General features: G+C 71.3%; 15 protein-coding genes and 1 pseudogene. 9 read left to right on the plus strand and 7 right to left on the minus strand.

From position 1 onward, the window contains the following. Positions 1–19 precede the first annotated feature (19 nt). The 5 genes and pseudogenes from AB5J51_RS35570 (at position 20) to AB5J51_RS35590 (ending at position 8,363) form a co-directional block, all read left to right on the plus strand. Positions 20–2,494: an FAD-dependent oxidoreductase gene (locus AB5J51_RS35570; protein WP_369779578.1), complete on the plus strand. Its 2,475-nt coding sequence runs from the start codon at positions 20–22 to the stop codon at positions 2,492–2,494. Next, entirely contained in the window at positions 2,491–3,723 is a 1,233-nt protein-coding gene (locus tag AB5J51_RS35575; RefSeq protein ID WP_053787488.1) for a sarcosine oxidase subunit beta family protein, read from the plus strand. Before AB5J51_RS35570 ends, AB5J51_RS35575 begins: the two co-directional genes overlap by 4 nt. 12 nt (positions 3,724–3,735) lie before the next feature. Further along, a pseudogene (locus AB5J51_RS35580) lies at positions 3,736–6,836 on the plus strand (sarcosine oxidase subunit delta family protein). After that, positions 6,829–7,458 carry a sarcosine oxidase subunit gamma gene (locus AB5J51_RS35585; RefSeq protein WP_369779579.1) on the plus strand — a complete coding sequence of 210 codons (630 nt, stop codon included), beginning with the start codon at positions 6,829–6,831 and terminating at the stop codon, positions 7,456–7,458. The pseudogene AB5J51_RS35580 and the gene AB5J51_RS35585 overlap by 8 nt, the downstream one beginning before the upstream one ends. Before the next feature lie 203 nt (positions 7,459–7,661). After that, on the plus strand, positions 7,662–8,363 hold the full coding sequence (locus AB5J51_RS35590) for an NPP1 family protein (RefSeq protein WP_369780368.1): 702 nt from the start codon (positions 7,662–7,664) through the stop codon (positions 8,361–8,363). Positions 8,364–8,370: 7 nt separating this feature from the next. Here the strand turns inward: AB5J51_RS35590 and AB5J51_RS35595 are convergent, their stop codons facing one another. Next, positions 8,371–8,904, minus strand: a complete 534-nt coding sequence (locus AB5J51_RS35595) for a CGNR zinc finger domain-containing protein (protein ID WP_136223337.1) — start codon at positions 8,902–8,904, stop codon at positions 8,371–8,373. A 26-nt stretch (positions 8,905–8,930) separates the two neighbouring features. On the opposite strand from AB5J51_RS35595, the gene AB5J51_RS35600 reads away from it, so the two are divergent. Beyond that, entirely contained in the window at positions 8,931–9,410 is a 480-nt protein-coding gene (locus AB5J51_RS35600) for a GNAT family N-acetyltransferase (RefSeq protein ID WP_053787483.1), read from the plus strand. Between the two features lie 85 nt (positions 9,411–9,495). Next, entirely contained in the window at positions 9,496–11,715 is a 2,220-nt protein-coding gene (locus AB5J51_RS35605) for a SpoIIE family protein phosphatase (protein WP_346766455.1), read from the plus strand. 113 nt (positions 11,716–11,828) lie between these two features. Here the strand turns inward: AB5J51_RS35605 and AB5J51_RS35610 are convergent, their stop codons facing one another. The 4 genes from AB5J51_RS35610 to AB5J51_RS35625 all read right to left on the minus strand — a co-directional run bounded on the left by AB5J51_RS35610 (position 11,829) and on the right by AB5J51_RS35625 (position 16,528). Continuing rightward, on the minus strand, positions 11,829–13,100 hold the full coding sequence (locus AB5J51_RS35610) for an IS256 family transposase (protein ID WP_369776550.1): 1,272 nt from the start codon (positions 13,098–13,100) through the stop codon (positions 11,829–11,831). A 151-nt stretch (positions 13,101–13,251) separates the two neighbouring features. Beyond that, positions 13,252–13,779 carry a hypothetical protein gene (locus AB5J51_RS35615; protein WP_369779580.1) on the minus strand — a complete coding sequence of 176 codons (528 nt, stop codon included), beginning with the start codon at positions 13,777–13,779 and terminating at the stop codon, positions 13,252–13,254. A gap of 419 nt (positions 13,780–14,198) precedes the next feature. Beyond that, complete coding sequence (locus tag AB5J51_RS35620; RefSeq protein WP_053787480.1) at positions 14,199–14,930, minus strand: hypothetical protein; 732 nt, start codon at positions 14,928–14,930, stop codon at positions 14,199–14,201. Positions 14,931–15,082: 152 nt separating this feature from the next. Continuing rightward, positions 15,083–16,528 carry a glyceraldehyde-3-phosphate dehydrogenase gene (locus tag AB5J51_RS35625; protein WP_053787479.1) on the minus strand — a complete coding sequence of 482 codons (1,446 nt, stop codon included), beginning with the start codon at positions 16,526–16,528 and terminating at the stop codon, positions 15,083–15,085. A gap of 336 nt (positions 16,529–16,864) precedes the next feature. Here AB5J51_RS35625 and AB5J51_RS35630 point away from each other — a divergent pair, with 336 nt between their 5' ends. After that, the gene (locus tag AB5J51_RS35630; protein WP_369779581.1) at positions 16,865–17,251 is read left to right on the plus strand and encodes a hypothetical protein; all 387 of its coding nucleotides are present in this window, start codon (positions 16,865–16,867) and stop codon (positions 17,249–17,251) included. Between the two features lie 85 nt (positions 17,252–17,336). Here the strand turns inward: AB5J51_RS35630 and AB5J51_RS35635 are convergent, their stop codons facing one another. Further along, on the minus strand, positions 17,337–18,158 hold the full coding sequence (locus AB5J51_RS35635) for a helix-turn-helix transcriptional regulator (protein ID WP_078987463.1): 822 nt from the start codon (positions 18,156–18,158) through the stop codon (positions 17,337–17,339). 140 nt (positions 18,159–18,298) lie between these two features. Between AB5J51_RS35635 and AB5J51_RS35640 the strand changes: the two genes are divergently transcribed. Continuing rightward, entirely contained in the window at positions 18,299–19,747 is a 1,449-nt protein-coding gene (locus AB5J51_RS35640) for an MFS transporter (RefSeq protein ID WP_369779583.1), read from the plus strand. A gap of 117 nt (positions 19,748–19,864) precedes the next feature. Here the strand turns inward: AB5J51_RS35640 and AB5J51_RS35645 are convergent, their stop codons facing one another. After that, positions 19,865–20,191, minus strand: coding sequence for a hypothetical protein (locus tag AB5J51_RS35645; protein ID WP_133899050.1), 327 nt, complete (start codon positions 20,189–20,191; stop codon positions 19,865–19,867). Positions 20,192–20,728: the final 537 nt, after the last annotated feature.

The following is a 20,728-nucleotide window of genomic DNA, read 5'->3' on the forward strand; positions in this document are numbered from 1 at the left end:
TCGAATCGGAGGGGCGGAGATGGCGGGACCGCGCGTGGTCATCATCGGAGCGGGCGTCGTGGGTGCAGCTCTGGCGGACGAACTCTCCTCGCGCGGCTGGACCGAGCTCACCGTGGTCGACCAGGGGCCGCTCCCCGCCACCGGCGGCTCCTCGTCCCACGCCCCCGGCCTCGTGTTCCAGGCGAACCCGTCGAAGACCATGACCGAACTGGCCCGCTACACCGTCGAGAAGCTCAGCACCCTCGACGTCGACGGCCAGCCCTGCTTCCTCCAGGTCGGCGGGCTCGAAGTGGCCACCACCCCGGAGCGCCTCACCGATCTGCGGCGCCGGCACGGCTGGCTCACCTCCTGGGGCGTCGAGGGCCGGCTCGTGGACCCGGACGCCTGCCTGGCGCTGCACCCCCTGCTCAACCGCGACCGCGTGCTCGGGGGACTGCTGGTCCCCACCGACGGCCTGGCCAAGGCGGTGCTCGCCGTGGAGGCGCAGCTCCGGGCCGCCCGCGCCCGGGGCGTACGCCTCCTGGAGCGTCACGAGGTCCTGGACATCCGCACCGAAGCCGACGACACCACCGACGGCGACCGCGTCACCGCCGTCGTCACGGACCGCGGCGAGATCCCCGCCGACCTCGTCGTGTGCTGCGCCGGCATCTGGGGCCCGAAGGTCGCCCGCATGGTCGGGATGAGCCTGCCGCTGACCCCGCTCGCCCACCAGCTGGCATGGACCGGCCCCCTCCCCGCACTCGCCGGACAGACCGAGGAAGCGGTCCGCCCCATCCTGCGCCACCAGGACGCCGACCTCTACTACCGCGACCGCCACGACCGGCTCGGCATCGGCTTCTACGGACACCGCCCGATGCCGGTGTCCGCCGACGACATCGCGCCGGTCGACTCCTCCCCTGACATGCCGTCCGTACTGCGGTTCACGGCCGACGACTTCGCCGAGGCGTGGACCGAAACCCAGTCGCTGCTGCCCGCGACGCGCGACGCCAAGGTCGAAGAGGGCATCAACGGGCTCTTCTCGTTCACCACCGACGGAATGCCCCTGCTCGGGCCGTCACCGGACGTCAAGGGCTTCTGGGTCGCCGAGGCCGTCTGGGTCACCCACTCCGCCGGCGTCGGCCGCGCCATGGCCGAATGGCTCGTGGACGGCCACTGCTCCTCCTTCGACCTGCACGCTTGCGACGTCAACCGCTTCGAGCCGCACCAGCTCGCCCCCGCGTACGTACTCGCCCGCGACTGCCGGAACTTCGTCGAGGTCTACGACATCCTCCACCCGCTCGAGCCCGCCGGTGCGCCGCGTCCGCTGCGCACCAGCCCCTTCCACGTCCGCGAACGCGAACTCGGCGCCTTCTTCCTGGAGGCCTCCGGCTGGGAACGGCCGCAGTGGTACGAAGCCAACGAGCCCCTCCTGGACCGGTGGGACATCCCGGTCCCGGGCGACTGGGCCGCACGGATGTGGTCGCCGATCGTCGGCGCCGAGGCCCTGGCCACCCGGGAGGGCGTCGCTCTGTACGACATGTCGGCCCTCAAACGGCTGGAGGTCTCCGGCCGCGGAGCCGCAGCCTTCCTCCAGCGCCTGACCACCTCCGACGTCGACAAGTCCGTCGGCTCGGTGACGTACACGCTGATGCTCGACGAGAACGGCGGCATCCGCAGCGACATCACGGTGGCCCGGCTCGCCCGGCGCCGCTTCCAGATCGGGGCCAACGGCAACCTCGACCTCGACTGGTTCACCCGCCACCTCCCCGCGGACGGCTCCGTCGCCGTACGGGACATCACCGCGGGCACCTGCTGCATCGGCCTGTGGGGACCGAAGGCACGCGAAGTGCTCCAGCCGCTCGCCGACGCCGACTTCTCCAACGAAGGCCTGCGCTACTTCCGGGCCCGCAGCGCCCACATCGGGGCCGTCCCCGTCACGGCCCTGCGCCTCAGCTACGTCGGCGAGCTCGGCTGGGAGCTGTACACGGGCGCCGACATGGGGCTGAAGCTGTGGGACACGCTCTGGGAGGCCGCGCAGCCGTACGGCGGCATCGCAGCCGGCCGCGGCGCCTTCAACAGCCTGCGCCTGGAGAAGGGCTACCGGGCCTTCGGCACCGACATGGGCCACGAACACGACCCGTACGAGGCCGGACTCGGCTTCGCGGTCAAGACGGGCAAGGGCGATTTCATCGGCCGGGCCGCGCTGGAGCGGCGCGCCGCCGACGTCCGGCGCCGCCTCACCTGCCTGACGATCGACGATCCGGGTGCCGTGGTCATGGGCAAGGAGCCCGTGTACGACGGGGACCGGCCGGTCGGCTACGTCACCAGCGCCGCGTACGGCTACACCATCGGCAAGGGCATCGCCTACGCCTGGCTGCCCGCGGAGCTCGCCACGCCCGGCCGCGCCCTGGACATCGGCTACTTCGACCTGCGCATCGCGGCCGTCGTCGCCGAGGAGCCGCTGTTCGACCCGGGGATGCGACGCCTGCGCGGCCTGGCGGGAGACGCCCGATGAGCCCCCGGCCGCCGGGCGCGGACCTGCCCGAACACCCGGCGTGGCTGTGGCGCACGCCCCAGCCCAGGCGCAGTTACGACGTGGTCATCGTGGGCGGCGGCGGACACGGCCTGGCCACCGCCCACTACCTGGCGAAGAACCACGGCATCACCGACGTCGCCGTCCTCGAACGCGGCTGGCTCGCCGGCGGCAACATGGCCCGCAACACCACCATCATCCGCTCCAACTACCTCTGGGACGAGAGCGCCGGGATCTACGAGCACGCCCTCAAACTGTGGGAGGGGCTGGAGGAGGACCTCGACTATCCCATCCTGTTCTCCCAGCGCGGCGTGCTGAACCTGGCCCACACCCTCCAGGACGTACGGGACGGCGTGCGCCGCGTCGAGGCCAACCGGCTGAACGGCGTGGACGCCGAATGGCTCGACCCCGCGCAGGTCAAGGAGGTCTGCCCGATCGTCGACACCTCCCCGGACGTGCGGTATCCCGTCATGGGCGCCACCCACCAGCCGCGCGCGGGCATCGCCAAACACGACCACGTCGCCTGGGGCCTCGCCCGCGCCGCCGACGCCGCCGGCATCGACCTCGTCCAGAACTGCGAGGTCACCGGCATCGACGTACAGCACGGCCGGGTCACCGGGGTGCAGACCTCGCTCGGCCCGATCGCCGCCGGCCGCGTCGCCCTCTGCGCGGCCGGGCACTCCTCCGTACTGGCCGCGATGGCCGGCTTCGAGGTACCCCTGCAGAGCCACCCGCTGCAGGCGCTGGTCTCCGAGCTGCTGGAGCCCGTGCACCCCACCGTCGTGATGTCCAACGCGGTGCACGTGTACGTCAGCCAGGCCCACAAGGGCGAGCTGGTCATGGGCGCCGGCATCGACGCGTACAACGCGTACACGCAGCGCGGCGCGTTCCACATCATCGAACGCCAGATGGCGGCCGCCCTCGAACTCTTCCCGGTCTTCGCCCGCGCGCACGTCCTGCGCACCTGGGGCGGCATCGTCGACGTCAGCCCCGACGCGTCCCCGATCATCGGGCTCACCCCCGTGCAGAACCTCTACGTCAACTGCGGTTGGGGCACGGGGGGTTTCAAGGCCACACCCGGGGTCGGCTGGGCCTTCGCGCACACCATCGCCCACGACGCGCCGCATCCGCTGGGCGCCCCCTTCACGCTCGAACGCTTCACCACCGGCGCGCTCGTCGACGAGCACGGCGCGGCCGCGGTGGCCCACTGAGGAGCCGAGACGATGCTGCTCATCCCCTGCCCCTGGTGCGGGCCCCGCGACGAGGCCGAGTTCCACTACGGCGGCCAGGCGCACGTGCCCTACCCGGCGGACCCCGCGTCCCTGAGCGACGCGGCGTGGGCCCGGTACCTCTTCTTCCGCGACAACCCCAAAGGGCCCTTCGCCGAGCGGTGGAGCCACGCGGACGGCTGCCGCCGCTGGTTCAACGTCGTCCGGGACACGGCGACCAACGAAATCCGCTCCGTCTACCGGACCGGCGAGCCGAGGCCGGTGAGCTCATGACCGCGCACCCCTTCCGGCTGCCCGACCGCGGCCGCATCCGGCGGGACCAGCCGCTCCGCTTCCGCTTCGACGGAGTGGACTACCAGGGCTACCTCGGAGACACCCTCGCCTCGGCGCTGCTCGCCCACGGCGTCCACCAGGCCGGGAGCAGCATCCGACTCGGGCGCCCGCGCGGGATCTTCACCGCCGGGGTCGAGGAGCCGAACGCCGTCGTACAGATCGAGGAACCCTTCCCCGAGCCGATGCTGCCCGCCACCACCGTCGAGCTGTACGACGGGCTCGTCGCGAGCAGCCTCCCCGGGCAGGGCCGGCTCGCCACCGCACCCGACCCCGCCCGCTACGACGCGGTCCACGCCCACTGCGACCTGCTGGTCGTCGGCGCGGGCCCGGCCGGCCTCGCCGCGGCGACGGCGGCCGCCCGCAGCGGGGCGCGCGTGATCCTCGCCGACGACCGGCCCGAGCCCGGCGGCAGCCTGCTCGGCACGGGCGAGCTGCCCGAGTGGGCCGCCGCGGCGGGCGCCGAGCTCGACGCGTCGCCCGAGGTCCGCGTACTGCTGCGCACCACCGTCTTCGGGCACTACGACGACAACCACGTGCTCGCCGTGGAGCGCCGCACCCACCACCTCGGCGCGCAGGCCCCCGCGCACGTCTCCCGCGAGCGGGTGTGGCGCATCCGTGCGCGCCGGGTCGTGCTCGCGACCGGCGCGCACGAACGCTCGCTCGCCTTCGCCGACAACGACCGCCCGGGCGTCATGCTCGCCGGGGCCGCCCGTACGTACCTGCACCGGTTCGGTGTCGTACCGGGCCGCCGCGCGGTCGTGTTCACCACCAACGACAGCGCGTACGCCGCCGTACTCGACCTGGCCGCGGCGGGTGTCGCGATCGGCGCGGTGGCCGACGCCCGGCCCCGGCCGGGGGAGTGGGCGCGCCGTGCCGCCGAGGCCGGCATCGACGTGCTCGCCGGGCACGTGGTGACGGGCACCGCGGGCGCGCCCGGAGTCACCTCGGTGACGGTGTCCGGTCCTGGGGAAGCCTCCGCCGTCCGCGAGATCCCCGCTGACCTCCTGCTCGTGTCCGGCGGCTGGAACCCGGTCGTCCACCTGTTCAGCCAGGCCGGCGGGCGCCTGCGGTACGACGCCCTGCTCGGGACGTTCGTCCCGGACGGCTGCCGCCAGGCGGTGGAGGCCGCCGGCGGGGCACGCGGCGCGTTCGACCTCTCCCACTGCCTGGCCGAGGGCCGGGCCGCGGGAACCCGGGCCCTCGAAGCCGAGGGCTTCACCGCCACCGACGCGCTCCCGCTGCCGTCCGTCGCCGCACGGCCCCGGACCCCCGCCCGGCACCTCTGGGTGGTCCCCGGCACGGACACCGCCCGCAGCTTCGTCGACCTCCAGCGCGATGTCACCGTCGACGACCTCGCCCGCGCGACGGGCGCCGGCCTCCGCTCGGCGGAACACCTCAAGCGCTACACCACGGCGGGTACCGCGAACGACCAGGGCAAGACCTCGGGCGTGCTCGCGAGCGGAGTCGTCGCACACCTGCTGGGCGTCGACGTCGGCGAGCTGGGCACGACGACCTTCCGCGCCCCGTACGCCCCGGTCTCCTTCGCCGCGCTCGCCGGCCGCGACCGCGGCCCGCTGCACGACCCCGTACGCGTGACCGCCCTGCACGACCGGCACGTCGCGCACGGCGCCGAGTTCGAGAACGTCGGCCAGTGGAAACGGCCCTGGTACTACCCGCAGGCCGGCGAGGACAAGGCGGCGGCGGTACTGCGCGAATGCCGCGCCGCCCGCGAGGGCGTCGCCCTCATGGACGCCTCCACGCTCGGCAAGATCGACGTACAGGGGCCGGACGCCGGTGTCTTCCTGGACCGGCTCTACACCAACATCATGAGCACCCTGAAGACCGGCATGAGCCGCTACGGCGTCATGTGCCGTCCGGACGGGATGGTCTTCGACGACGGCACCGCCATCCGCCTCGCCGACGACCGCTACCTCGTCACCACCACGACCGGCAACGCCGCGGCCGTACTGGACTGGATGGAGGAATGGCTCCAGACGGAGTGGCCCGAACTGCGCGTGCACTGCACCTCGGTCACCGAACAGTGGGCCACCGTGGCCCTCGTCGGACCGCGCTCCCGGGACGTCCTGCGCGGGCTCGCCCCCCGACTCGCCGTGGACGCGGCCGACTTCCCGTTCATGGCCTGGCGGGAGGCGGCCGTTGCCGGGATCCCGGCCCGCGTGTGCCGGATCAGCTTCTCCGGTGAGCTGGCGTACGAGATCAACGTACTGCCGTGGCACGCCCCCGAGCTGTGGGAGGCGCTGTACGAAGCGGGCCGGCCGCTCGGCATCACCCCGTACGGCACCGAGACGATGCACGTCCTGCGCGCCGAGAAGGGCTACCCGATCGTCGGCCAGGACACCGACGGCACCGTGACCCCGCACGACCTCGGCATGAGCTGGGTCGTGTCCCGCAAGAAGCCCGACTTCATCGGCAAGCGCTCGTACACCCGGCCCGACACCGCCCGGCCCGACCGCAAGCACCTCGTCGCACTGCTGCCGGACGACCCCGGCATCCTGCTGCCCGAAGGCACCCAACTGGTCGCCGCCGCCCTGCTGCCCGAACCGCCGGTGCCGATGCTCGGACACGTCACCTCCAGCTACCGCAGCGCGGCGCTCGGCCGGAGCTTCGCGCTCGCCCTGGTCAAGGGTGGCCGGGACCGCATCGGCGACCGGCTGTACGCACCCGTGGACGGCGGCCTCTTCCCGGTCACCGTCACCGGTCCCGTCCTCTACGACCCCGAGGGGGCACGCCGCGATGGCTGACACCGCCGCCCGCCGCGCCGGGCTGAGCCCGCTCGCGCCGTATGCCGAACGCTTCGCCACCGCCACCCGCGCCTCGGGCGGCGCCCTGCGGCTGGCGGAGCTCCCCTTCCTCGCCCAGGTCGACGTGCGGCTCGACCCCAAGGGGCCGGCGGCGGACGCCGTCGGGCTCGCGCTCGGACTCCCGCTGCCGCTGGAGCCCAACACGGTCGCACACGGCGGGGAGTTCGCGGCGCTGTGGCTGGGCCCGGACGAATGGCTCGTCATCGGCCCGGCCGGAACCGGGACGCACCTCGAAGCCCGGCTGCGCGAGGCCGTGGGCGACCGGCACGCGGCGGTCGTCGACGTCTCGGCACAGCGCACCACCCTGCTGGTCGGCGGAGCCCGGGCCGCCGAACTCCTCGCGCACGGCTGCTCCCTCGATCTGCACCCCCGCGCCTTCGGCGCCGGCCGCTGCGCCCAGACCACGCTGGCCCGGGCCCAGGTGGTGCTGGTCCCGCGTGAGGAACACCGGCCCGGATTCCGGGTCCTGGTGCGTTCCTCGTTCGCCCGCTACCTCGCCGAATGGCTCCTCGACGCGGCATCGGAGTACCTCTGGAATTCGCCCGACTCGACCCCGGCCTGAGGGCTGCCCGCGCCAGCGTGGCACCGGTCGTGCGACCGGGAAACACGATGGTGCCCGGAACCAGCGGTACAGGCCGAGGAGATGATGTGCGCAGCTTGCTGTCGGCGTCGACGAACGAGCACGCAGAAACGTTTCACCCTCCACGGTGGGCGAGAGCCCGCCGGGCTGCGGCCACCGCCGGCCTCGGTGCGGCGGCCCTCGTGATGATCCTTCCGGCCGTCGCCGCCGCCGACGTGCTGCCGCCCCTGCCGCAGAACGCGGACGGCCTCGAGCAGACCTTCTCGCCCGCCTTCGACTACGACGGGGACGGCTGCTACGCCACCGCCGCCATCAGCAGCAGCGGCGCGCTGAACCCCGGCCTCAAGCCGGGCGGAGCGGTGAACGGTCACTGCCGGGACCATGCGCAGCTGCAGAACTCCAACACGTACTCCCGCGAGAAGTGCAACAACGGCTGGTGCGCCGTCATGTACGCCGGCTACTGCGAGAAGGACCAGGCCACCCTCGGTCCCGCGGCCATCGGGCACCGCCGCGACTTCGAGCACGTGGTGGTCTGGATCAAGGACAACGAAGTCCAGTACGTGTCGACTTCGCAGCACAGCGGCTGGAAGTGGTACCCCCGCTCACAGGTCCGCTTCGACGGGACGCACGCCAAGGTCGTCTACCACAAGGACGGCGCCTCGACCCACTTCTACCGCCTCGCCAACGGCAACGACGAGCCCGCGGAGAACCACACCGGCAACTGGTTCTACCCGCGCCTCGTCGGCTGGAACGGCTACCCGGCCGGGCTCCGCGACAAGCTGATGACGGCCGATTTCGGCTCCGCCACGATCAAGATCTCCGACGGCCGCTTCAACGACGCCCTGAACGCGGCCAAGCCCCCCATCCCCTTCGACCCCTACGCGTAACGCCCTGCTACGCCGGGTCCCCGCCGCCCCGGGCGGCGCGGTGCCGGCGTACCGCGTCGCGGTTGGCGCAGCGCTGGGTGCAGTAGCGCCGGCGTCCGGTACGGGAGGTGTCGGCGAAGACCGTGGCGCACTCGGCCACGGCACACCGCCCCAGCCTGTGCATGCCCCGCCCGGCCAGGTGCAGCGCCGTCCCGACGGAGATCAGCGAGAACAGCAGGGAGCCGAGCGGTTGCCGGTCGGGACGGTAGTGCAGGTGCCAGCCGTCGCCGGCGTGGTCGGTCAGCCGCGGATGGGCGGCGGCCGCCTCCAGCATCCGGTTGACCAGCTCGGCTCGCTCCGGCCCGTCGTCGGCGTCGACCACCTTCTCCCACGCGTCCAGCGCGGCCCCGACCCGGTCCAGGTCCTGCGCAGTGACCGGTCCTTCGAGGGTCAGCCCGGCTGCGCGGCAGCGGTCCGCGAGTTCCCCGGGGCTCGCCGGGCGCCGGTTGGCCAGGTCCGCAGCGAGGTTGACGGCGTCCTCGCCGTAAGGGTTGAGGTGCACCAGACCATTACACCAGTCTGGTCGGCATGACGGACCACACGGGAGTACGGCAGGCGACGAACGCCGATGTCACGGAACTCGTCCGGCTGCGGGCGCTGTTGTTCGACAGCCTGGGCGGCGCGTTCTTCAACCCCGCGTCGCCCGAGGCGGATTGGCGCAGCGCGCTGGCCGTGGTGCTGAAGGAACAGCTGACGGCGGACTCCGTACGGATCCTCGTCGTGGACGGCGACCACGGCCTCGCCGCATGCGGCATCGGCACCGTCGAGCAGCGGCTGCCCGGACCGCACCTGTGCAACGGCCGGGTCGGGCAGGTGATCGGCGTGGTCACCGACCCGGCCCACCGGCGGCGCGGGCACAGCCGGGCGATCATGGGGGCCCTGCTCGACTGGTTCCGGGAACGCGAGGCCGCGCGCGTGGACCTGTACGCCTCCGCCCAGGGCGAACCGCTCTACCGCGCGCTCGGCTTCGACGACCATCCCGACCCCGCCCTGTGCCGGCGTCCGTGACGGCGGTACCGCAGGACGCGGCTGCGGGCTCGCCCGGGACGGGCGGGTGCCGACGTGCGGGAGCGTGTGGAGGGAACATGGTCGGGTGCGAAACCTTCCAGGGCGTGACCAGGGTGCCGAGGGTGGCGAAGGTGGCGAAAGGGCCCAGCGGGCCGCGGGGCCCGAAGGGGCCGCCCAGCGGGTGCTGGGGGAGGCGCTGCTCGACGCCTGCAGTGACGCCGGGGCGTCCATCGGCATGCTCTACCTGCCCGATCCCGCCCGGCGCGTCCTGCACCTGGCGATGGCAGCCGGGGTGTCCCGCGAGTTCGCGCTGCCCTGGTCGCGCGTCGGGCTGGACGATCCCGTCCCCGTGGCCGACGCCGTCCGCGACGGCCGGCTCGTCTGGCTCGGCGGTCAGGAGGAGACGGCCCGCCGCTACCCGCGCCTCGGCCTGGTCCTCCCGTACGACTTCGCCCTGGTCGCCGCCCCGCTCCCGGCCCAGGCCGCCGACCGGGGAGGGCCCACGGGGGCCGGACTCGTACTGCTGTGGCCCGGCTCCCACGGACCCCGCCTGACCGACGCGGAACGCCGGTCCGTGGAGACGTCCTGCCACCGGCTCGCGCACATCATGGGACAGGCCGCCGAAGACGGCCGCCCGATCCGGCCCCCGGCGCAGCCCGTCACACTGCGGCCGCTTCCCCCGCCCACACCCGGACCGGTCGAGGCCGCCGCCGCCCTGGCCTTCGTCCGCAGGCTGCCCGGCGGCAACTGCGCACTCGACCTGAACGGCACGATCACCTTCATCACCCCCGAGGCCGCGGAGATGCTCGGCGCACCCGTCTCCCAGCTGCGCGGAGCCCTGCCCTGGGAGGCCCTTCCCTGGATGGACAACCCGACCATCGAGGACCACTACCGGGCCACCGTGATCAGCCGGATGCCCCGCAGCTTCACCGCCGCGCCCCCGATCGGCCGGTACCTGCGGTTCGACCTCTACCCCGACGACACCGGGATCAGCGTCCGCATCAGGCAGGTCGCCGACCAGCCCGCCCCGCCGCCCGCCCCGCCGACTGCCGCATCCGCGGAGCCGTCCCCCAGCCGGGCCACCGCCCTCTACCAGCTCATGCACCTGGCAGCCACCCTCACCGAGGCCGCCCACGCCCAGGACGTGGTCGACCAGGCCGCCGACCAGCTCGTTCCCGCACTCGGAGCCCAGGCCATGGCCCTCCTGGTGGCGGAGGAACAGCGCCTGCGCATGGTCGGGCACCGCGGCTACCCGGCCGAGCTCATGGCCCGCTACGACGGCATGCCCCTCAGCCTCGACACCGCCACCACCCATGGCCTGCGTACGGGCAACCCGCTGTTCTTCGGCGACGAGAGCGAGCTCCTGGCCGCCTTTCCGGCCATCGTGGTCGCGGACGGTATGGCCGCCTGGGCCTTTCTGCCCCTGATCGCCTCCAAGCGCCCCATCGGCACCCTCGTCCTCGCCTACGCCCGCCCCCGCACCTTCGCCCCCGGCGAACGGGCCGTCCTCACCTCCATCGCCGGACTCATCGCCCAGGCCCTGGACCGCGCCCGCCTCTACGACTCCACCCACCAGCTCGCCCACAGCCTGCAGACCGGCCTGCTGCCCCACGCCCTGCCCCGCATCCCGCACCTCGAAGTGACCGCCCGCTACCTGCCCGCGGCACACGGTCTCGACATCGGCGGCGACTTCTACGACCTCATCCGCATCGACGACACCACGGTCGCCGCCGCCATCGGCGACGTCCAGGGCCACAACGTGAACGCCGCCGCACTCATGGGCCAGGTCCGCGCGGCCGTCCACGCCACCGCCGGCGCACCGCCCGCAGAGGTCCTCGCCCGCACCAACCGGCTCCTGACCGACCTCGAACCGGGGCTTTTCACCAGCTGCGTGTACGCCCACATCGACCTGGCGGCCCGGACCGCCCACCTGGCCACCGCCGGCCACCCGCCGCCCCTGCTGCGCCACGCCGACGGCCCGACCCGGATGCTCCACCTGCCGCCGGGCCTGCTCCTGGGCATCGACCCCGACGCCTCGTACACGGCGGTCGAGATCCCCTTCACCCCCGGCACCCTCCTCACCCTCTACACCGACGGCCTGGTCGAGGTCCCCGGTGAAGACCTCGAGGAGGCCATCTCCGCGGTCGCCGCCCGCATCACCGCAACCGCCGTGGACGCCCCCCTGGACGACCTGGCGGACGACCTCATCGACCACGCCCGCAGCGGCGCCCCCCGCACCGATGACACCGCCCTCCTCCTCCTGCGCTCCCGGACCCGGCCCCCGGCTCAGGGGAACGGCACGTAGGTCTGTCCGTTCAGGTGGAGGTAGCCGTCCTGCCCGACGTACCACTCGTACGTCGTGGGCGGGCCTGTCCCGGTGTGGGGGCGTGTCAGCGATCTTGTGTAAGTCGGTTGGTGTCATTGGATGCTGAGCCGGTCCTCGAAGAAGAGTGAGAACTGGTTCAGCGCTTCCTTCCAGTGTGGGGCGACGTGGTTGGCATCGCGCGCTTTGGGGTTGATCTGCTCGCGGACTGCGAGGTAGAGGACCTTCAACGCTGCCTGTTCCGAGGGGAAATGGCCGCGGTTGCGGGTGGCTTTGCGGAGCCGCGAGTTGATCGATTCGACCATGTTCGTGGAGTAGACCACCGTCCTTATGGCCGGTGGGAACGCCAGGTAGGGAGTGAACTCCGGCCAGGCCGACCGCCAGGTCCGCACGATCGCCGGGTAGCGTTCGCCCAGGTCAGAGGCCTCGAACGCGTCAAGGGCCTGTTCGGCGGCCGTCTCGGTCGGCGCTGTGTAGATCGCTCTCAGAGCCGGCACCAGCTTCGGGTGGTCCCGCACGGACGACAGTCTGAGCGAGGCCCTGGTCAGGTGAATCACGCACGTCTGGACCGTGGCCTTGGGCCAGGTCGCGGTGACGGCGTCGGGCAGGCCCTTCAGACCATCGCAGACGACGATGCACACGTCCTCGATACCCCGGTTCCGCAGTTCCGACAGCACCGCCATCCACGTGGTCGCGCCTTCACCCTCGGCTCCAACCCACAAGCCGAGGACGTCTTTGCGGCCGTCCATGTCGACGCCGACGGCCAGGTAAACCGGCTTCGATGTCACCGAGCCAGAACGGATCTTCACCCACAATGCGTCGATGTAGATGATCGGCCAGACCGCGTCGAGGGGCCGGTTCTGCCAGGTCACGAGCTCGTCGATCACGGCGTCGGTGACCTTGCTGATCAGGTCTGGGCTGACCTCGACTCCGTAGATCTGGGCGAGGTGGGAGCGGATGTCGCGCACGCTCATCCCGCGCGCGTAGAGCGAGAGGATCCGGTCGTTGAATCCCGCCAGCCGGCGGGCGTTCTTCGGGACCAGACGCGGCTCGAACTCACCGTTGCGGTCTCTGGGCACCGCCAAAGTGACGGCGCCGGCATCGGTCAGGACCCTCTTGGGCGACGTCCCGTTCCGGGAGTTTCCAGAGCCGTGACCTGCGGAATCTCCGCGTTCGTAGCCGAGGTGTTCACTCATCTCGGCTTCCAGAGCCCGCTCCAGAACAGCCTTGGTGATCTCCGTCAGGAGCCCGCCCTCGCCGAGCAGGGCCGCTCCCGAGGAGTCAGCTTTGTCGAGCAGCCGCTCGACCACCTCGTCGACCGTCTTGTCGCCGGCCACGGACGCGGCCGCTTCGTCTTTGTCTGCCATGACTCGTCCGATCCGCCTGGCCCACAGGCCCGAGGCCGAGCCCCGGGCCAGGCTTCCACATCACGGACTTACACGATCTTTCAGACACGCTCCGGTGTGGCCCGAGCCCCTCTGCGGGTCGTTGGGTGCGCGGAGGGATCGATTCTGCAGGTCAGCTGTAGACCACCGGGCAGCCGTGGGTCAGGCAGTGGCGGGCCGCGTGGAGGTACAGGGCGGTGTGGAACGTCGTGTCCGCGCCCGGGACTTCGCGCGCGGAGGCGTCGAAGTACCAGGAGGTCAGGGCGAGGGGGCCGGAGGCGGCGAGGACCTCGGGCGGGAGCGGGACGGACGCCGCCAGGAGTTCCGCCATCAGAAGCACCTGCGGAGCACCGGCGATGGCGAGGGGCTCGTCGGGTTCCTCCTGCGTGGCCACAGTGACCTCCGAGTCGAGGGAGACCGGCACCAGCACGGACCAGGAGAGCAGGTCGTCCACCCCGTGTTCCCGGCACAGCTCGGCGAAGCCGTCCATCGGGGGGACCATCTTCTCCTCGAAGCGGGGCACCGGGCCCGGCCCGGGCGCGTACGGCGGCAGTCCCCGCCGGCCCAGCTCCCGGTTCAGCCCGGCCGCGATCTCCGCCCGGCCGCCCTCGTACGCACCGCGCCAGTCCTCCGCGGTGACGCTCACCATGTAGATGCCCATGGCCACAACCTAACGCGGGGCGCGGAACGTGACGGAGCCCGGGAGCATATCCAGCTCCCGGGCTCCAGCTTGCCACCCAATTGCGCACACCGGCGGCGTTTAAGAGCCGCGGATCATTCTGAGACCGACGTGTTCTGCCTTTGAACTACCGCGCCACGAGAGAGGCGCAGAGGGGACTTGAACCCCCATCCGTCGATGATCGTCCGCGCTCGGTCGATCCGGCGTTCGGTGGCGAATGCTGAGACTGGAGCGAGAATCTGAGTTTCACGGGGCCGCCTCTACCAGCTTGGGCCACCCCGGCACGTGTGCCGGGGGAGGGTTTCGAACCCCCAACTGACACCCCTCGGTCAGCTTCAACATCAGTTTCAGCTTTGCGCTTTGCGCGCACCCCCCCGCTCGCACAGGGGGCGATCTGGAGGCTACCGGAACAGGTAGCCGAACACCGCATCCCCGACGCGCTGGTCGGTGACCTCGGTGCCGTTGGCCTCCTCGCGGGCGAACTTGACGGCATGCTGGAGCTTTTCGACCCGGCCGAGGAGCTCGTTGACCCGGCGGGCCGGCAGCGCACCGGAGAACTTCACCGTCGTCCAGTAACCGACCGGGACGTCCTCGTAGTACACCTCGACCTGGGCCGGGTGCTTCTCCGTGGCCTCGGCCTTCACATGGTTGCGCGGCACCTTCTTGGTGCGGATCGTGCGGACCGGGTCGGTCTTCCACGCGTCCGTCGAGGGGTCGAGGTTCCAGGCCTCCGACGCGTCCAGGACGGGGAGCTTGCGTACGAACGTGTGCAGGTCGGTGAGCTGCTTCTCAAGGAACAGCAGGTACGGGACGGGCACTTGGGGCAGCAGGACCGTTCCGTCGACGACGACGTCCGCGGCCGCCGTGCGGTTCGCCCAGTCCTTCGTCGCCGTCACGTCGAACAGCCGCGTCAGCGTTCCCGCCGTCGCGCGCAGTACGTCCTCCGCCTTGACCTGCACCCGCGTGGACTCGGGCGGCAGCTGCTCGCCCTCCTCGTCCTTGGGCTGGTACGTCCGCGAGATACCGGCGAGCAACGCCGGCTTCTGGACGTCCTGATGGGCTTGGGTCAGTTCCTGGAGAGACTTGGACTTGACGCCCTTCTCCACTGCGATGATCTGATTCAACTTCGGCACACGAGGAAGCTAACAGCACAACAGTCCACCGCACACCCGAGTTTTCGTGCGCCGACTGCCGGCCGCACACGCGCACGGCCCGTTCCGCCGCCCGTGGTGGGCGGTGGAACGGGCCGTGAGTACGACGGGACTGCGACGCGCGTGCGACGGGATCAGACCGCCGGGGCCGGGTACGTGGGGTACTCGACGCCCGAGACGTGCTGGACGACGCGGATGACCTGGCACGAGTAGCCGAACTCGTTGTCGTACCAGAGGTAGAGGATCGCGTTGTCGCCGTCGACCTTGGTGGCGCCCGCGTCGATGATCGACGCGTGGCGCGAGCCGACGAAGTCCATCGAGACCGCGTCGGGGGCGGTGGTGAAGTCGATCTGGCGCTTGAGCGGCGAGTGCAGCGAGACGTCGCGGAGGTGGTCGAGGACCTCCTCGCGGGTGGTCTCGCGGCCCAGGCGCAAGCTCAGGATGGCGATCGAGACGTCCGGGACGGGGACGCGGATCGAGCTGCCGGTGATCGGCGCCTTGAGGTCGGGCAGCGCCTTGGCGACGGCGGACGCGGCACCCGTCTCGGTGATGACCATGTTGAGCGGCGCGCTGCGGCCGCGGCGGTCGGCCTTGTGGTAGTTGTCCAGCAGGTTCTGGTCGTTCGTGAACGAGTGGACGGTCTCCACGTGGCCGCGCAGCACGCCGTACTCGTCGTCCATGGCCTTCAGCGGCGGGACGATCGCGTTGGTGGTGCACGAGGCGCAGGACAGGATCTGCTCGTCCGGCTTGATCGTGTCGTGGTTGACACCGTGGACGATGTTCGGGACGTCGCCCTTGCCCGGGGCGGTCAGGACGACCTTGTCGATGCCCGGGCGCAGGTGCTTGGACAGACCCTCACGGTCACGCCACTTGCCCGTGTTGTCGATGAGGATGGCGTCCTTGATGCCGTACGCGGTGTAGTCGACCTCGGACGGGTCGTTCGCGTAGATCACCTTGATCGCGTTGCCGTTGGCGACGATCGTGTTCGTCGCCTCGTCCACGGTGATGGTGCCCTGGAACTGGCCGTGGATCGAGTCGCGGCGCAGCAGGGAGGCGCGCTTGACGATGTCCTGGTCGCCGCCCTGGCGGACGACGATCGCGCGCAGGCGCAGACCGTTGCCGGAGCCGGCCTTCTCGATGAGCAGGCGGGCGACGAGGCGGCCGATGCGGCCGAAGCCGTACAGGACGACGTCGCGGCCGTCGCCGCGCTCGATCTTGTTCGCACCGGTGGCACCGGCGACGGCCTCGGCGGTGAACTGCTCCACCGACAGGCCGCGGTCGTCGCTCTTGTACTCCGCGGCGAGCATGCCGATGTCGATCTGGGACGGGCCGAGATCGAGCGTGGTGAGCACCTGCAGGAACGGCAGCGTCTCGGTGACCGAGAGCTCCTCGCCGTCGATCTGCCGGGCGAATCGGTGGGTCTTCAGGATGCTGACCACCGACTTGTTCACCAAGGAGCGGCTGTGCAGCAGGATCGTCACGTCCTGCTCACGGTGCAGCTTCCCGATGATCGGGATCATCGACTCCGCGATCTCCTCGCGGTTTTTCCAGTTGGTGAACGAGTCGTCATTGACAGTCACAGGTTTATCTTTCGAGCTAGGCGGCGCTCACATGCTAACCCCACGCCACTTTGATCACTCAAGGGGTACCGTCTGAGCGGTGATATGTGGGGTTATGTCTCATTTGTTCCTCGGGTGATCCTCTGAATGGTCCACGCGCCGGTGAAGCGGGGGAGCGGGAGGTGCGAGGGGTGGGAGAGAGGGGCGGCCCACCGTCGCGGAGGCCGACGGGCCGTCCGGGGGGGCGCAGGGGTGAAGACGTACCCATCATGACAGGTCAGACGGTGTTTTCGTAGGACCAAGGGCACAGTCGATTGCCCTTGTTTGGGCCCCTGTGCGGCTTTGAGAATCACCGTCATGAATCACTCGGCGAACATCAATCACGACGCAGTCCTCCGAGCCCGGGTGGCCCTTCTGGGATCGGCGAAGCCGTCGGTCCGTGAGCGGGTCGCGGCCTACCGCGTCCTGGCCCAGGTGAGCCCCCTGGCCTATCTGCCCCTGCTGTCCGCCGTACTGTGGAAGTACAGCCGTTACGAGTTCGCGCACCGGCCGGACATCGCGCTGGCCCTGCGGGCCGAGTCCGTCGCCGCCGCGCGCCGCGTGTACGCCATGGAGCCGGGACGGGCCGATCTCCTCGTCACCGCACTGATCCACTACCGGGAGCAGCTGGTCCTCATGGACCGGCGGGAAGAAGCCCGCGGGGTGGAGGAAGAGATCACCCGCATGGGGTCCGGCGGGCGCTAGCCGACCACCGCGGGCACCCGGGCCGGCGGTGTGGCCGGTCCGGGTGCCCGCGCTCGGAGCCGCCGCCCCGGCGGCCCGGGCGGGGTCAGCCGGCGATGGGGTACATGGACCCCCGGCGGCCCTCCGCCGAGGTCAGCCACTCCAGCTTCTCGGCCGTGTCGGTGGCCGGCAGCGGGGTGTGCAGCACGATCGACAGGTCGGGCCGGGCCGGTACGCGCAACTGGGTCGACTCGACGAACAGCGTCCCCACGACGGGGTGCTCGATCTCCTTCTGTATCTGACCGCCGGGCCGGATGTCCCGCTGCTCCCACAGCTCGGCGAACTCCGGGCTGACCTCCCGCGCCTCCTCGACGACCGCCTGGAACCCCTCGTCCTCGGGCCACTCCGAGCACGCCGCCCGGTACTGGGCGACCACGGTGCAGGCGATCTCCTCCCAGCGCCTCGAACGGGCCTTGTAGATGGGGTCGGTGAAGAACGCGATCAGGCAGTTCTGCACGATCTCCGGGCGCATCCCGAGCACCATCGCGGCCGCGTCGTTGTAGAGCACCGTGTTCCAGTAGGCGTCCATGATGTGCGCGGGGAACGGCATCCACGCGTCGATCAGCCGCTTCAGCCCCTGGCACATGTCCCGGTCGGCCGGCGCCACCTCGAGGGCCGGCGGGTTGAGCCCCGCGAGTACGTACAGGTGCCGGCGCTCGGCGCTGGTCAGCTGCAGGACCCGGCCGACCGAGTCGAGGACCTGCGGCGACACCGTGATGTCCCGGCCCTGCTCCAGCCACTGGTACCAGGACACCCCGACCCCGGCGAGCACGGCGACCTCCTCGCGGCGCAGTCCCGGGGTGCGGCGACGGGCCCCGCCGTCCGGCAGGCCCGCCTGCGTGGGAGTGATCCTCGCCCGTCTGCTCATCAGGAACTCGCGCAGTTCGGAACGGCGGTGCTTGTCGATCGGTGTAGCCACTAACTCCCCCTGTCAGCTGCCTGGTGGTGCCACCAACAGGATAAGTTCCCACTCTCCACGGGCATTCCCGGGCCGCGAGGGTGGTGGCCATGGCGATCGATACTCATACGACGACGACAACGACGACGACAACCACCACCGCCGGCTCGGGGGCGGCATCCCCCGCCCCCGCGAACGACCGGCTCACGGGCCGGGCCAAACTGGTCCTCTTCGTGCTCTGCGCCGCCCAGTTCATGGTGGCCCTCGACTTCTCCGTACTGAACGTGGCCCTGCCCGCCCTCGGCAAGGACCTGGGTCTGAGCCGGTCGGCCCTGCAATGGGCGGTCACCGCCTTCGCGCTGCCCTCCGGAGGCTTCCTCCTCCTCTTCGGCCGGATCGCCGACCTGTACGGACGCAAGAAGCTGTTCCTGATCGGCCTCACGCTCTTCGGTGCGGCCTCGCTCCTGGCCACCCTGGCCTGGGACCCGGCGTCCTTCCTGGCGGGGCGCGCCCTGCAGGGCCTCGGCGCGGCGGTCATCGTGCCGACCGGCATGTCCCTGCTGACCACCACGTTCCCCGAGGGCCCGCTGCGCGACAAGGCGATCGGTATCTCCGGCACCCTGCTGTCCCTCGGCTTCACCATCGGCATGGTCCTCGGCGGCGTCATGACCGACACCCTCGGCTGGCGCTCCACGATGGCGCTGCTCGCGGTCACCGCGGTCATCGTGCTCGCCCTCGCCCCCGGTCTGCTGCCCGAGTCGCGGACCCCGGACCGGCCCCGCCTGGACGTCCCGGGTGCCGTCACCGTCACAGGCGGCCTGCTCGCGCTGATCTACTCCCTGTCCACCGCGGCCCAGCGGGGCTTCGGCGGCGTGGACGTCTGGGGCACGCTGCTCGCCGGTCTGGCCCTGCTCGTCGCCTTCGCGGTGGCGGAGTCGAAGACCCCGGCCCCGCTGGTCTCGCTCCCGATGCTGAAGCGGCGCACCATCGCCTGGGGGAACTTCGCCGGCCTGGTGACCTTCGCGATGATGTCGACGGTCATCTTCGTCCTGACCCTGTACCTCCAGGAGACGCTCGGGCTGTCGTCCTTCCGGACCGGCCTGGTCTTCGGAGTGCAGGGCGTCGCATCGGCCCTCGCCGGCTCCTACGCCCCGAAGGTCATCGGCCGCTTCGGCGCCCGGCGCACGCTGGTCGGCTCGCTGCTCGGCCAGGGGCTCCTGACCGCGGCGCTGCTGGCGGTGGGCGCCGAGTCGGGCGCGCTGGTGGCGACCGTCGCCGTCTCGGTGGCCAGCATGTTCCACCTCGGCGCGATCATCTCGTACGGGCTGACGGTGACGAGCGGCGTGCCGGACGAGGAGCAGGGCCTGGCGACGGGCCTGGTCACCACGACGCAGCAGGTCGGCCTCACCATCGGGATCCCGCTGCTCGGTGTCCTGGCCACGACGCAGGCCTCGCTCTTCGACGGGGTCCGCACGGTCCTGGCGATCGACGCGGCGATCGTGCTCGCGGCGGCGGCCTTGGTGGGCCTCGGCCTGGGAGGCCGTACGAAGAAGGCGTGAGAGGGACCGAGGACGCCCGGCGGCCGCCGGGACCGGGGACCGGAAGCGGAGAGCAACCTCCGCCGACCGGTCCCCGTCCGTTTTCCGCACCCGGACTCCGTTCCACCGGGCCCGGCCTCAGGCCCGTGTCCACCGGGGCGGGTTGCCCGGGGAGGCGGGCTCCGGTGTGGGTTCCGGGCCGCGCAGGTGGAGGTTGCGGACCGTGGCCGCCGTCTCGCGTTCGAAGTGCTCCCAGGAGACCAGCCGTCGCCAGGCCGGATCCGGCCGCCCCGGCACGGTGGCCCCGCGCGCCGCCCACTCCCGGGCGAGTTGCTCGAACAGCGGGGCGGCCGCGGCCGCGTGGGCCGGCTGCCGGGGAGTGGGGACGTACAGGGGGCGGCCGCCGTCATCCGGAGCCGCCCGGTGTCGCGCCGTGGTGGTGAGCGTGGAGCCCGTCGTCGTCATGCCTGCGCAAACGAGTCGCTGGGTGGCGGGGACACGGACGGCCCCATTGCCGGGGGTCGGAGCCGCCGTCCGGCTTGACGACCCGGAATCCGGACAAGCGGCCGACACGCCGGTACTCTCTTCGTCGAATGCGTCAATTCCCTTGTGTTGTACGGGAGTTCGGGCCGAATCGGCCTGTCATTCTTTATCGCCGCACTGTGTTTTCGGTAATGGCGAGCTTTTCTTCGAAAGGAACCCCGGGTTTCCGGACATTGTGATGACCGGACCCGACGGGCGTCTTCGCTGGTGGTGGCGCCGCGGTTGACTCCACGTTTCCCGGTGTCGGTGTGGTTTCGGCCCCGCGGGCCAGAAGTCTGCCGTTCTTGGCCGAGGCGGGCCTCGTTCGATTTGGCGGTGCGTTCCTCTTGTCTCATCATGTGAACGGACATCAGGTTGCGGCTGCGCTCGCCAACTCTGCACAACATATGCATTGTTGACTGATCAACGGGTGAGAGTGGTGTGAGTTCCACCACGCCGCCCCGACGCGTCACCTGTCTC

Origin of the sequence: Streptomyces sp. R33 (assembly GCF_041200175.1) — a bacterium.
GTDB classification, from domain to species: Bacteria; Actinomycetota; Actinomycetes; order Streptomycetales; family Streptomycetaceae; genus Streptomyces; species Streptomyces katrae_B.

Bases quoted from the DNA above. Each gene is read 5' to 3' on its own strand.
- AB5J51_RS35570 (WP_369779578.1), top strand. From the start codon at position 20: ATGGCGGGACCGCGCGTGGTCATCATCGGAGCGGGCGTCGTGGGTGCA.
- AB5J51_RS35575 (WP_053787488.1), top strand. From the start codon at position 2,491: ATGAGCCCCCGGCCGCCGGGCGCGGACCTGCCCGAACACCCGGCGTGG.
- AB5J51_RS35585 (WP_369779579.1), top strand. From the start codon at position 6,829: ATGGCTGACACCGCCGCCCGCCGCGCCGGGCTGAGCCCGCTCGCGCCG.
- AB5J51_RS35590 (WP_369780368.1), top strand. From the start codon at position 7,662: ATGATCCTTCCGGCCGTCGCCGCCGCCGACGTGCTGCCGCCCCTGCCG.
- AB5J51_RS35600 (WP_053787483.1), top strand. From the start codon at position 8,931: ATGACGGACCACACGGGAGTACGGCAGGCGACGAACGCCGATGTCACG.
- AB5J51_RS35610 (WP_369776550.1), bottom strand. From the start codon at position 13,100: ATGGCAGACAAAGACGAAGCGGCCGCGTCCGTGGCCGGCGACAAGACG.
- AB5J51_RS35615 (WP_369779580.1), bottom strand. From the start codon at position 13,779: ATGGGCATCTACATGGTGAGCGTCACCGCGGAGGACTGGCGCGGTGCG.
- AB5J51_RS35630 (WP_369779581.1), top strand. From the start codon at position 16,865: ATGAATCACTCGGCGAACATCAATCACGACGCAGTCCTCCGAGCCCGG.
- AB5J51_RS35635 (WP_078987463.1), bottom strand. From the start codon at position 18,158: ATGAGCAGACGGGCGAGGATCACTCCCACGCAGGCGGGCCTGCCGGAC.
- AB5J51_RS35640 (WP_369779583.1), top strand. From the start codon at position 18,299: ATGGCGATCGATACTCATACGACGACGACAACGACGACGACAACCACC.
- AB5J51_RS35645 (WP_133899050.1), bottom strand. From the start codon at position 20,191: ATGACGACGACGGGCTCCACGCTCACCACCACGGCGCGACACCGGGCG.